Consider the following 11,890-nt stretch of genomic DNA (forward strand, 5'->3'; position numbering starts at 1 on the left):
TGGGACTTCTTGCGGGATCCCCCTCACCCACCCCAGGCGTCGGAGGAGCTGGATCGCAAGGGCAATGAGGCCATTGCCGACGCTATTGCGGCGTTCCTGAGGCAGTAGCATAGGGAGCAGCTTCCTGGAGTGGATCCCATGGCCGGCAGCACAACCGAGTCTTTGCGGCAACTCTACGAGGAACTGCCCTATCCCAACGTACCTGTTGAGGCGTCGGGCCGCAGCGCCATCGGTAGTCTGTACCGCCTGAGCTGGACGACGGCCCAATACGCCCGTACCCGCGCCATCCTGCCCAGCGAGGGGATCGCCATCCTCAACGTCGGCTGTGGCTCCGGCTGGGAGACCTTGATCTTGGCGGAGGCCAACCCAGGGGCGCGGCTGGTGGCCTGCGACCTCTCGCCGGCGTCGGTGCAGGCAACGGAGCGGCGCCTGCGCTACCACGGCTTTGGGGAGGTGGAGCTGCATGCCCTCAACCTGTTGGAGATTGAACAACTGGGGCAGCAGTTTGACTTCATCAGCCTCAACGACGTGCTCTATCTGCTTGAGGATCCCGTGGCGGGCTTGAAGGCGCTTAAGCGGGTGCTCAAGCCGGACGGGATCTTGCGGGCCAACCTGCACCACGCCTACCAGCGGCAGGTGATCTTCCGCCTGCAGGAGGCGTTTCGGCTGCTGGGCCTGTTTGAGCTGCCCACCCCCGAAGCCTGCCGGCGGGTGCGGGAGTTCATGGCCAGCCTGGCCTCTGACGAGCTACGCGCTGCCCTGCGCTGGGATCCCCAGATCTACAGCGACGACACCAACATCCGCGCCAACTACCTCTTACCCGGCGACAAAGGGTTTTTGCTCCCGGATCTCCTGCGCCTGCTTCAAGAGGCGGAGCTGGGCTTGGTTTGCCTAGTGGACTACGCCGACTGGGATCCGACGCTGCTCTTCAAAGACAGGGCCATGCCGGCTTGGCTGCAGGCGGAGCTGGACAAGCTTTCCCCTGCCGAGCAAAACCACTTCTACGAGCTAATCTACCCCGACCACCGCCTAATCGACTTTTGGGCGGAGCACCCCGGCTCTTCCTTGGTCTTGCCCTGGAGCGACGCCGACTGGCTGGAGGGCAGGGTGCAGCTCAACCCCATCCTGATGGACAACGCCGAGTTTCGCCACAACTTTGCCCAGGCCCACGACAAGAAGCTGGAGTTTGCCATGAACTGGCCGGGGGCCAGCCGTGGGCGCCTGACCATACCAGCCCCCCAGATGGCCTGGCTGGGATCCCTGTTGCAGGGGCCAGTGGCGGTGGCTAGCTTGGTCGAGCAGGCGGCCCAAGCCCATCGGATCGACCAGGAAGCGGCCCAGGAGCAGGTGCTCACCTACCTGGCAGGGCTGGAGTCGTTTCTGTTTGTGATGTTGGATCCCAGCCTAGCTTCTCTTGCCAAAGAAGGGATTTGAAATGGCGGCAATCTTGGGCATGCAGGGGAGAGGATCCCTAGCGGTCCACCAGGCGCAGCTCAAAGGTAAGAATGTTGGCGGCCAAAATCTCCAAAGCTCCCCCCTCGATGAGGTCGCGGGTGAGGGCAGCCCCAGAGCCACTTTGTTGGATCAATTCTCGGCTGCGGCGCACTGTCTCTTGCCGCTGGGGATCGTCCACAACCACCTGCCGCTGGTTGGAGAGGCTGAGGCGGTAGTAGTGGGGCAGCTCGCCACGGGTGGCGTCAATGGCCAGGTTGGTTTCTTCAGGAGCAACGCGGAAGGGGGCACGGGCGGTGAGCAGCGCCACCTGGATATCCTGATCCCGCCCGTCCAGGCCCTGGAGCTCGGAGATGTCGATCTGGAAGCGGAGGGTGTCGCGGTCGCGGCTGAGGCGCTCTGCCCGCACCTGGTTAAAGCCGACGGCAAACTCCCGCTCCGGCTCGCCAAACCGCTGGATGGTGGACTGCAAGACCGATTCTTCGTTGAGAGGGGTAACCCGGATGAGGTAGTCCCAGTTCTGGACAAAGGCATACTCATTGGGCCCGACGCGGACATTGGGATCCACCAGGTTGGCAGTGGGGCCAGGGCTGCCGGCCCGGCTGAGGGCCACCAGGTACCAATAGTTGGGGCTGATGGGCAAGCCCATGGTCATGCGCACTTCCAATACTGGCCGCGCCCAAGCAGCAACCGCCGTGAAGGCTGTGATGGCTGCTGCTCCGAGGCAGCTCCACAGCCAGTGCTGAGGACGACAGTCGAGCTGCAGCGGGCGAAACCAGGTTACGGCTACAGTCCTCATATCAACTTCCTCAACTGCAGCGACTTGCCTTCGCGTCAGGTAACAAAAGATCCGATGCTTGCGCAACAAGTTTAGAACCGTCTGGCCAAAGATGGCCGTTGTCCGGCGAGCTGGGGCTCTGGACGCTAAGCTGGGCTTTTGGCTAAGCATACACCTTAGTTCTGGATTGGGAAGGATGGCAAGCGCTTTTGCACAGGTGCAGGAAGGCACAGGCTCATTACCTTGGTTAGTTGAGCCAATGCAGAGAGGGGATCCCTCTGTTGTGGGAGCAGTTGTAATCATGAGGCGATTGCGAACAGCTCTGCCGCTGTTGTGTTTTTCTTTGCTGCTGGCTGCCTGTCGAGCGGGGGGCCCCCCTCGCGGCATGGAAGGCCGAGGAAGTGGACAAAGCCAGCCCACCCCGGTGGCCATCGGCGCCGTGGAAGAACGGCCCATTCAGGAGACTGCGGAGTTCATCGCCAGCCTCGGATCCCAGCAGGTGGCAAGCATCCGGCCCCAGGTGAGCGGCCAGGTAACCCAGGTGTTCGTGCGGCTGGGATCCCAGGTCTCTGCCGGGGCGCCCCTGTTTGCGATCGACAGCCGGCAGCAACAGGCGGCGGTGGCCGGCCAAACGGCGGGGATCGCGGCGGCCCAGGCCAACCTGGAGAGCAGCCGAGCTGTGCTCAGCCAGTTGCGGGCGGAGCGGCTGCGGCTGGAGGCGGCGGCAGAGTTCGCCCAGGAGCAGCACGAGCGCAACCTGCGCCTCTTGGCCGAGGGGGCTATTAGCCAGGCGCAAGCGGATCAGTCCAGCCGCGATCTGCGCCAGGCGGAGGCAGCCTTGGCGGCCCAGCAGGAGCAGATCCGGGCCCAAGAGGCGGCCATCTTGCGGGCAGAGCGAGAGGTGGAGCGGGCCCGGGCCGAGGCGGAGCGGCAGCAGGTGCAACTGCAGTTTTTCCAGGTCACGGCTCCCTTTGCCGGCATTGTCGGCGAGGTGTTGGTGCGGCAGGGGGATTATGTGACACCCCAGACGGTTTTGACCACCCTGACCCAAACCCAGGCGCTGGAGCTGAACCTGAACATCCCGCTGCAGCAGGCCCCCCGCCTGCGCATCGGCACGCCGGTGCAGATCCTAGATAGCCGCGGCGAGGTCATCGGCACCAGCCAAGTCTCTTTCATTGCGCCTGAAGCGGATCCCGGCACGCAGTCGATCCTGGCCAAGGCCTTGCTGGAGAACCCCGCCGGCCAGTTGCGTAACGCCCAGTTTGTGCGAACCCGCATCGTCTGGGAGGAGCGGCCAGCTTTGTTGGTGCCGGTGACGGCGGTAGCCCGTCTGGGCGCCCAAACCTTTGTCTACACGGTGCAGACTGCAGATCCTGCAGAAGAGGGCCAGCCCCCTGGAGCGGTGGCGGTGCAAAAGCCGGTGCGGCTGGGATCCATCCACGGCAACAGCTACGAGGTGCTGGAGGGGCTGCAGGCCAATGAGCCGATTGTGCTGAGCGGCCTGCAAAAAATCCGCGATGGCGCCCCCATCGTCGATGAGGTGCTTTTGCAGCAGAGGAGGCAAGGAGGAGGGAGACCACCTGGATCCCCGCCCTAGATCTCCCCTCTTGAGCTCGGCCACTCCCTTCTACTCCTCATGCGGATCCCTGTCTATGTTTGTTGACTTTTTCATTCGCCGCCCTGTCTTTGCCAGCGTCTGCTCCATCCTAATCGTGCTGGTGGGAGCAGTGAGCATCCCCCTGTTGCCGGTGGACTACTACCCGCAGGTGGCGCCGCCGGCAGTGACGGTGACCGCTGTTTACCCCGGGGCCGATGCCGAGACGGTGGAGACGGCGGTGACGAATGTGCTGGAGCAGGAGATCAACGGCGTCGAGGGCATCCGGTACATCTCCTCGGTCAGCAGCAGCAACGGCACCAGCCAGATCACCGTCACCTTCAGCCCGGATCGGGATCTGGACACAGCAGCTGTGGATGTGCAGAACCGGGTGGCACGCGTGCAGGCGCGGCTGCCGGCAGAAGTGATTCAAAACGGCCTCAGCGTGGAAAAGGCGGGCGATAGCGCTTTTGTGCAGGTGGTGGCGCTGCGCTCAGAGGCGGGGGAATACGACGAGCTGTTTGTGAGCAACTACGCCGAGCTGTTCGTGCGGGATGCCCTGCGGCGCATCCGTGGCGTTAGCGATGTCATCGTCTTTGGGGAGCGCACCTATGCCATGCGCATCTGGCTGGATCCGACGCGGCTGGCCGGCTACGGGCTGACGGCGCTGGATGTGGTGAACGCGGTGCGCCAGCAGAATATCCAGGTGCCTGCCGGCCAAATCGGCAGCCAGCCCAGCCTGCCGGATCAGGAGTTTCAGATCAGCGTCCAGGCCACGGGTCGGCTTTCCCAGCCGGAGGAGTTTGCCCAAATTGTCCTCAAAGCCAGCCCAAATGGCGGCTTGGTGCGCATTGCCGACGTGGGCCGGGTGGAGCTGGGAGCCCGAAGTTACGATACGTTCTTCCGCATCGGCGGCCAGGAGGCGGTGGGGATCGCCATCACCAAGCAGCCGGATGCCAACGCCCTCGAGGTGTCGCGGCAGGTGCGGCAGACGTTGGCCGAGCTGGCGAAAAATTTCCCGCCCGGCTTGATCTACGAGATCGCCTTCGACGCCACGCTGTTCATCACCGAGTCGGTACAAGAGGTGATCTTCACCCTGCTCCAGGCTATCGTCCTGGTGGTGCTGGTGCTGTTTATCTTTTTGCAAGATTGGCGCATCACCCTTATCCCTACCGTCACGATCCCGGTGGCGCTGCTGGGGACGTTCGCCTTTGTGCGCCTATTCGGCTTTTCCATCAACACCCTGACCATGTTTGGCCTCACTTTGGCCACCGGTTTGGTGGTGGACGACACCATCGTGGTGGTGGAGAACATCTCCCGCTACATCCGCGACCGCGGCATGCGGCCTCTGCAGGGGGCCTCGGCGGGGATGAACGAGGTGCTGGGGGCGGTGATTGCCACGACGCTGGTGCTGCTGGGCTTGTTTGTGCCGATCGCGTTCTTTCCCGGCACCAGTGGCCGCATCTACCAGCAGTTTGCCGTCACCATTGCCGTATCGGTTTCCCTGTCTACGTTTAATGCCATTACCCTGGCCCCGGCGTTGTCGGCGCTGCTGATCCGCCCACGTTCTGAGCAGATGTTTTGGCTGTTGCGCTGGTTTGACCGGGCGGTGGAAGGGATCCGCGCCGCCTATCGCCGGCTGCTGGAGCTGGTGGTGAAGCTGCGGCTGGTGGTGGTGGCGGGGTTTGTCGCCTGTCTGGGCCTCACCTATTGGCTGTTCCAGATCGTGCCAACGGGGTTTGTGCCGGATGAGGATCAGGGCTTTTTCATCACCATTGTGCAGGGGCCGCCGGGGGTTTCGCTCAACTACACCGACCGGGTCATCCGGCAGGCCAGCGCCATTTTGGACGGGATCCCGGAAATCGAAAACCAGGTGATCGTGGGGGGGTTCAGCTTTACTGGGCCCTCGCCGGGGAACGGGTTGATCTTCGCCACCCTCAAGCCCTGGGACAAGCGGCGGCGACCGGAACAATCGGCGCAGGCGATTGTCAACCGGCTGTTCGGGCCCTTTTTGGGCGGGATCAGCCGCTCGTTGGTGATCCCGATTTTGCCGCCAGCCATTCCCGATCTGGGAAACACGGGCGGGTTTACCTTCCAACTCCAGGATCGGGGGGTGAACGATTTCAACCTGCTGCAGCAGACGGCCAACGCCTTTTTCTTTGTGGGCAACTCGCCGCCCCCGCCGGGCCAGCCCCCCCTGGGCGTGCGGATTAATCCGCCCACCTTCAACGCCAACTCCCCCCGGTTGCAGGTCAAGGTGGATCGGGACATAGCGCAGGTGCTGGGGATCCCGCTGGCCGAGGTCTTCGGCACGCTACAGACGCTGCTGGGAGGCACCTATGTCAACGACTTTGACCTGTTCAACCGCAACTACCGGGTCTACGTCCAGGCGGACCAGGCTTTCCGGAGCAGCCCTGAACGTATTGGCCAGTTCTACGTGCGCGGTGGGCAGGGGCAGCTCTTGCCCTTGAGCACGTTGGTTCAGGTGGAGGAGACCACCGGCCCGGCGCTCATCAATCATTTCAACCTCTTCCGCTCGGCGGAGATCCAGGGCAGCCCGCTGCCGGGCTTCAGCTCGGGCCAGGCCATTCGGGCTATGGAAAGTCTGGCTGCCCGCTTGCTGCCCCAGGGGTTTGGCTTCGAGTGGTCGGGCCTGTCCTTAGAAGAGATCGAGTCGGGGGGGCAGGCGCCGCTGATCTTTGCTTTGGGGTCGGTGTTCGTCTTCCTGGTGCTGGCGGCCCAATTTGAGAGCTATGTGGATCCCTTGATCATTCTGCTGGCGGTGCCGCTGGCGGTTTTGGGGGCGCTCTCGGCCCAACTGCTGCGGGGCCTGGCCAACGACATCTTTTGCCAAGTGGGGCTGGTGATGTTGATCGGTCTGGCCAGCAAGAACTCGATCTTGATCGTGGAGTTTGCCAACCAACTGGTTGCCCAAGGGATCCCACTGGCCAAGGCCGCGATCCAGGCGGCGGAGACGCGTTTCCGCGCCATCCTCATGACGGCTTTGAGCACGATCCTGGGCATTTTCCCGCTGGCGGTGGCCAGTGGCGCCGGGGCTGCCAGCCGCCAATCTCTGGGCACGGCTGTTATCGGCGGTATGTTCGTCTCAACCCTACTCAGCCTGCTGGTGGTGCCGGTGCTGTATGTCGTCCTCAAAGGGATCCAAGCCCGGCTGTTGGGGGGAGCGACTGTGGATCTGGCGCATCTGCCGCCGCCAGAGGATCCCAAAGGTCTGCTGCCGGAAGAATCGACTTGACTGCAGGGCAAGACCTATGCCTGTGGATTCCAGCTTCTTCCAGGGACACAGAGGGATAGCGCAGAACCTTGGGGCTCTTGCCCCTTTTCTCAGCCGAGGGCCCCGTCTCGGAGCAGCTCGGCGCCGCTAGATACTCTCTCCCAGAACTGGGCCAAGTGTTGCAGGCCCACGAACCCCAACTGCCAGAGGATCAATGCCAGGGGGCCGTGCTGCTGCCGCTGGATCTTCAGGGCCAAGGCCAGTTGTTTGGGCTTGAGGAGCTGTTGCTGCTCGGCAAAGCGGCAGAACTGCCGATCCCATTGGCTGAGGGCTTGTAAATCCGGCACAGTCGGTTCCATAGGTCTGGCTTGGGTGCAACTAGACGCTGGATCCCCAGAAGGGATCCCCTCCTGTGGATCTCTTCTTCAGAGTACGTGTCTCACCACCTCCTCCCAAGGCGGGTCAAGGCAGAGAGCACTGAGCTTTGCCGCAGAGCTGGGTCGTGGGGGGTGGGCTGGGCAACCTAGCTCCAGGGATCGTCATCGAAGGGGCTGTCCGACCAGTAACCGCCCGACTGGGGTGGAGGAGACTGTTGGGGTGGTGGGTAGCCGATGGGAGTGGAGGGCGGCGGGGTAGGGATGGGAGTCGGCTTTTCCATATCCTCAAGCCGCGGCAGGTCAGTGGGTTTGGGCTCAACACCGAGGCTCCTCAGCTTGGCCTGAGCTTCCTGTATCTGGGCGTTCAGCTCTTCCAAGTAGGCCCGGTAGTGGTTGGCGGCTTCTAAGTATTGCTTGGCTTTGCGCTCGTTATCCTTGATGACGGCTTCCAGCTCTTTGTTGCGAACGGTGTAATCGGCCTCTTGGTTGGTGAGGTTTTCGATAGCCTGGTTGAGGACGGCCCGCCGGCGCTCCAGTTGGGCTACAATATCTGACAATTGCCGTTCCCGCTCGCTAAGGCTGCGCTCGCGGTTTTGCGTTTGCTCCAGTTGAAAAGCAGCCTGGCTCAGTTGTTCACGCAGGTACATCACCTGGGGCTCAATCTCGTTGCGCTCCTGCTGCAACTCGAAGACCCGTGCTTCTAAGTTGTCTTTTTCTTGCTGCAGCACTTCCCGCTCATTCAAGAGACGGGTATGGAGCTGGTTGAGGAAGTCCACCTCCATCACCACCTGGCTGAGCTGGGTGGCATATTCTCCAAGCTGAGCCAACTCCCGCGCGAGGTTTTGGGTTTCGCTGGTGGCTTGCTCGGTGAAAAACGGGGAAAGCTGGGTGGTTTCTCTGAGGCGTTGGGTGAACTGTTTCAAGCGGGAGGAAAGGTTGCTCGCCATTGCCGGTGCGGTAGCCTCGAAGGTCGGGAGAACGCCGATGGTCAGACAACAGTCTGGATTCCATCCACTCTAACATCGAGCTGCAGTTTCTTTGGGGTGGAAATCCGTCCCAGCAACCTGTCTAGGTAAAGTCAGGGGTTGTTTCCGGTGTGGCAGCCTCCCGTCCTTCAGATTCAGTATCTGAGCTGGCAGCTTCAGATACTTCTGTTACTTTACAGTCAAGTCTCTGATTTTCATCCTTTTGTCCTTGGGATGGGACTGCGGATCCCAGAGCGGCAACCCAGCGTAACAGCCGTTGCAGCAGCGGGATGTGGCGATCGCCAACAACGGAGAAGCGGCTTTCGATCTCCTCAGCAGGGATGGGATCGATTTGGGCCAGCTCCAGCTCGCTGAGGAGGAGCACCCGCACGGCTGCAATGGGGATCTGGAAAAACAGGTTGGCCCCCCAAAACCCGAAGGCGGCTATGGCCAGGCCGGCCAGGCGGGTGCCGCCACCGGGGGTGAGGGAGGCAAAGAGGGGGGCAAAGTCGTAGAGGCGCTCAAAGACTTCTAGCAGCAGGAGTGCCGCCAATACCGTCAAGATCTTGTGTTCGGGGCTGAGGAAGGCAGCTAAAATACGCCGTTGGCCGGGGGTGAGCTCTTCGGGAGGAATGGCGGCCACCCACAGGCTGAAGATGTCGAACGGTTTGCGCCACTGCATGGCAAATACTGGCCCAATGCCCGCCACAGCCACTGCCGCCTGCTCTACTCCCACCGGCAGAAGGGGATCCCCCGTGGCCAACCCAATGACGGTTAGCCCAAGCCACACGGGAAAGAGGAGGATCCCAGCGGCACAGATCCAGAGGAATGGTTCCTGCCAATGGCTGCGCATGGAAAACCAAGCTAGCGACGGGATTTGTCCACCACTTCCAGTTCCGTGAGGCGGAAGGTTACCAATTTATCCCAGTTGCCGCCCTCAAAGAGGACAGCAGCGTGGTCGTCGGTAACCCGCTGCACCTGTCCTTCAAAGAGGTAGTAAGTATCGTTGGGATTGATGACCCGCACAGCCACCCCGGGGTAGATCGGGGGGAGTTCCTGGAGAAGGGATGAAGCTGAAGTCATAGCTGCTGTTTACAATTGCTCACTGCTAGGGGAGCCCTGTCCTATCATTATGAGGGAAAGCCTCTCTTTTGCCGAGTCTCCCCTCGGCGGAGCTAACCCCCGGCCAATGCCCAGACCATGCCTACCGACTCCGCCTTCTCTTCACCCCAGACTTGGCATGTGCTAGTGATCGACGACGAGCAGGGACGGCGGGCCGTGGCCCTCAGTGCCGCCACTTATTCTATCGGCAGGGATCCCAGCAACGCTATTGTCATCCATTCGGCAGCTGTTTCCCGGCAACATGCGCTGCTGTTGCGGCTACCGCACAAGGACGGCCAGTACACCTACCGGCTGCTGGACGGCAATCTTGAGGGCAAGCGCAGCACCAACGGCATCTCAGTGAACGGGCAGAGATGTCTGAGCTGGGATCTCAAGGACGGAGATCAGATCCTGTTGGGGGATCAGGTGCGGCTGCAATACTATGTTCGCCGCTCCTGCGATGCCGATTTTCAGCAGTGTCTCCAGGCTGTGGGCTTCCGCAGCGTTAAGGCAGAGGTGGTGGATCGACGCTCGACCACAATACAGCGGTTTGACCCGCCGTCAGTGCAAGCGATGGCGCCACAAGCAGAGACGACGGACAGGATCCGAGATGGGAAACCACGTCGGCGCAACCCTCTGCGGCTGCTGGTACAGGCCATCTGGCGGCAACTGAGGGGTTGATTAACCCTCAGGAATACCCACCCGTCCTGAGTCTGGGGGAGCGAGCTCTGGGGCACTGGCAGCGTCTTTGCGGCCTTGCTCCGTAGCCTCCGCCTGTAGCTCCAAGAGAGAGGGAGGGGCGTCGTCTGGGCCGGACGTATTGGCTTCTATTGCTTCCCCGCCCACCAGCACCCCCCGCAGCCAGAGGGGGGCGATGAAGGTAGTGGCAATCACCATGACGATGATGCTGACGTCGAGAGCCTCGGAGAGAACGCCGCTGGCCGCTCCCACGCCGGCAAACACCAGACCCACTTCGCCGCGGGGAATCATGCCCACGCCGACAGCGTAACGACTGATGCCCGGCTTGCCAAACGCCCCCAGCCCAGCGGCCAGCTTGCCGAAAATGGCAACGCTAACCAAGAAGACGGCAATGATCAACCCCTCCCGGTTGGCAGGGATGGCGGGGTTAAGGACGGCGAGGTTGGTTTTGGCCCCGACACAGACGAAGAAGATGGGCACCAGCAGGTCGGAAACGGGTTTGATCTGTTCTTCTAGCTCTTGACGCTTGTCGGTTTCCCCCAGAATCAGGCCGGCGGCAAAAGCGCCCAAAATCGCCTCCAGGTGGATCACCTGTCCCACGTAGGCCAACAAGAAAGCCAACACCAGAGCGGGCAAAAGGGGGTTGCCGCGGGCTTTCAGGTGGTTGAGAAGGGCCACAAAGTAGGGGCTGAGGAGTCGCCCCAAGACGATAGAGCCGACCAGAAAGACGACAGCGCTGAGGATGATGAGGCTCACATCGGCGACGTCAACCTCTCCGGTTTTGGCCAAGCTGGCCACCACGGCCAAGATGATGATGCCCAACACGTCGTCCAGGACAGCGGCGCCGATGATCACCTGGCCTTCGGGGGAGGTGAGTTTTTGCAGCTCGGCCAAGACGCGGGCGGTGATGCCAATGCTGGTTGCCGTCAGAGCCGCCCCGGCGAAGATGGCAGGGATGGCGGGCACGTGAAAGAGGTAGAGCAGGCCCAGGGTTCCCGCCGCAAAGGGGACAGCAACCCCAATAACGGCCACAGCCGCTGCCTGCGGGCCAACCCGCAACAGTTCCCCCAGATCCGACTCGAGGCCAATTTCAAATAGGAGGATAACTACCCCGATCTCCGAGAGGACGTTGATGATCTCAGTCTGGGAGGCAAACACCGGCACAAGGGATCCCTCGTCGAGGCCGGCAGTCACTTGCAGCAGTTGCATCAAGGCGGAGGAGTGGGCCAAGTTGTGCAACGTCTCTGGGGAGACCGGCCCTTCTGGAAAGACCAGCAGCCCCAGGGCAGAACTTCCCACCAAGACACCCCCCAGCAACTCTCCCAGCACCGGGGGGAAGCTGAGGCGAACGGCAATTTCTCCGGCGATGCGGCTGGCCAAGTAGATAACCACCAACGCCAGCAGCACCGCCACCAAGATCAGGGGAGAGAGGTTGTCTCCCACTGGCGGCTCAACGGAAGCAGCGGCTTCGACAGCCAGCAACACAGGATCTAGGCAATTCAACAGCAAGATCTCACCCTCAGATGGACAGCTTTTCGTCTAAGCCGGCCTAACCAGAGCGGCAGAAAAGCTTGGGTTGCCATCTCTGGGGTCGCTCCGCCGGAAGACTGTTACAAAACCTAACCTCCCGCGCAATCCCCTGGCAACGCCCATGTGAGCACTCTTTCCCTTTGCCTATAGTCCAGATAA

Annotated in this window: 10 protein-coding genes; 4 read left to right on the forward strand and 6 right to left on the reverse strand. The window is 61.9% G+C overall.

Annotation, left to right across the window (positions count from 1 at the left end; genetic code table 11):
• Nucleotides 1-138: 138 nt before the first annotated feature.
• Nucleotides 139-1,434, forward strand: a complete 1,296-nt coding sequence (locus NW841_RS07245; RefSeq protein ID WP_414385968.1) for a class I SAM-dependent methyltransferase — start codon at nt 139-141, stop codon at nt 1,432-1,434.
• Nucleotides 1,435-1,471: 37 nt separating this feature from the next.
• Here NW841_RS07245 and NW841_RS07250 read toward each other — a convergent pair whose 3' ends face one another.
• On the reverse strand, nt 1,472-2,251 hold the full coding sequence (locus NW841_RS07250; protein ID WP_414332523.1) for a hypothetical protein: 780 nt from the start codon (nt 2,249-2,251) through the stop codon (nt 1,472-1,474).
• A gap of 280 nt (nt 2,252-2,531) precedes the next feature.
• Between NW841_RS07250 and NW841_RS07255 the strand changes: the two genes are divergently transcribed.
• Nucleotides 2,532-3,827: an efflux RND transporter periplasmic adaptor subunit gene (locus tag NW841_RS07255; protein ID WP_414385969.1), complete on the forward strand. Its 1,296-nt coding sequence runs from the start codon at nt 2,532-2,534 to the stop codon at nt 3,825-3,827.
• Between the two features lie 55 nt (nt 3,828-3,882).
• A complete protein-coding gene (locus tag NW841_RS07260) occupies nt 3,883-7,080 on the forward strand; it encodes an efflux RND transporter permease subunit (RefSeq protein ID WP_414332519.1) in 3,198 nt (1,065 codons plus the stop codon).
• Nucleotides 7,081-7,169: 89 nt separating this feature from the next.
• On the opposite strand, the gene NW841_RS07265 is transcribed toward NW841_RS07260, so the two are convergent.
• From NW841_RS07265 to NW841_RS07280, 4 genes are all read right to left on the reverse strand, one after another.
• Nucleotides 7,170-7,418, reverse strand: coding sequence for a DUF2949 domain-containing protein (locus NW841_RS07265; RefSeq protein ID WP_414385970.1), 249 nt, complete (start codon nt 7,416-7,418; stop codon nt 7,170-7,172).
• A 164-nt stretch (nt 7,419-7,582) separates the two neighbouring features.
• The gene (locus NW841_RS07270) at nt 7,583-8,383 is read right to left on the reverse strand and encodes a hypothetical protein (RefSeq protein WP_414385971.1); all 801 of its coding nucleotides are present in this window, start codon (nt 8,381-8,383) and stop codon (nt 7,583-7,585) included.
• Nucleotides 8,384-8,504: 121 nt separating this feature from the next.
• Nucleotides 8,505-9,254 carry a low-complexity tail membrane protein gene (locus NW841_RS07275; RefSeq protein WP_414385972.1) on the reverse strand — a complete coding sequence of 250 codons (750 nt, stop codon included), beginning with the start codon at nt 9,252-9,254 and terminating at the stop codon, nt 8,505-8,507.
• 11 nt (nt 9,255-9,265) lie between these two features.
• On the reverse strand, nt 9,266-9,484 hold the full coding sequence (locus tag NW841_RS07280; RefSeq protein ID WP_414365858.1) for an NAD(P)H dehydrogenase subunit NdhS: 219 nt from the start codon (nt 9,482-9,484) through the stop codon (nt 9,266-9,268).
• A gap of 117 nt (nt 9,485-9,601) precedes the next feature.
• On the opposite strand from NW841_RS07280, the gene NW841_RS07285 reads away from it, so the two are divergent.
• Nucleotides 9,602-10,183 carry an FHA domain-containing protein gene (locus NW841_RS07285; RefSeq protein ID WP_414372637.1) on the forward strand — a complete coding sequence of 194 codons (582 nt, stop codon included), beginning with the start codon at nt 9,602-9,604 and terminating at the stop codon, nt 10,181-10,183.
• Here NW841_RS07285 and NW841_RS07290 read toward each other — a convergent pair whose 3' ends face one another.
• Nucleotides 10,184-11,686, reverse strand: coding sequence for a cation:proton antiporter (locus tag NW841_RS07290; RefSeq protein ID WP_414365860.1), 1,503 nt, complete (start codon nt 11,684-11,686; stop codon nt 10,184-10,186). It lies immediately after the preceding gene.
• Between the last annotated feature and the right edge of the window lie 204 nt (nt 11,687-11,890).

This window comes from Synechococcus sp. H60.3, from assembly GCF_047462295.1.
Taxonomy (GTDB): Bacteria; Cyanobacteriota; Cyanobacteriia; order Thermostichales; family Thermostichaceae; genus Thermostichus.

What these genes read in the sequence shown, in the direction of transcription:
- NW841_RS07245 (WP_414385968.1), top strand. Translation starts at nt 139, where the DNA reads ATGGCCGGCAGCACAACCGAGTCTTTGCGGCAACTCTACGAGGAACTG.
- NW841_RS07250 (WP_414332523.1), bottom strand. Translation starts at nt 2,251, where the DNA reads ATGAGGACTGTAGCCGTAACCTGGTTTCGCCCGCTGCAGCTCGACTGT.
- NW841_RS07255 (WP_414385969.1), top strand. Translation starts at nt 2,532, where the DNA reads ATGAGGCGATTGCGAACAGCTCTGCCGCTGTTGTGTTTTTCTTTGCTG.
- NW841_RS07260 (WP_414332519.1), top strand. Translation starts at nt 3,883, where the DNA reads ATGTTTGTTGACTTTTTCATTCGCCGCCCTGTCTTTGCCAGCGTCTGC.
- NW841_RS07265 (WP_414385970.1), bottom strand. Translation starts at nt 7,418, where the DNA reads ATGGAACCGACTGTGCCGGATTTACAAGCCCTCAGCCAATGGGATCGG.
- NW841_RS07270 (WP_414385971.1), bottom strand. Translation starts at nt 8,383, where the DNA reads ATGGCGAGCAACCTTTCCTCCCGCTTGAAACAGTTCACCCAACGCCTC.
- NW841_RS07275 (WP_414385972.1), bottom strand. Translation starts at nt 9,254, where the DNA reads ATGCGCAGCCATTGGCAGGAACCATTCCTCTGGATCTGTGCCGCTGGG.
- NW841_RS07280 (WP_414365858.1), bottom strand. Translation starts at nt 9,484, where the DNA reads ATGACTTCAGCTTCATCCCTTCTCCAGGAACTCCCCCCGATCTACCCC.
- NW841_RS07285 (WP_414372637.1), top strand. Translation starts at nt 9,602, where the DNA reads ATGCCTACCGACTCCGCCTTCTCTTCACCCCAGACTTGGCATGTGCTA.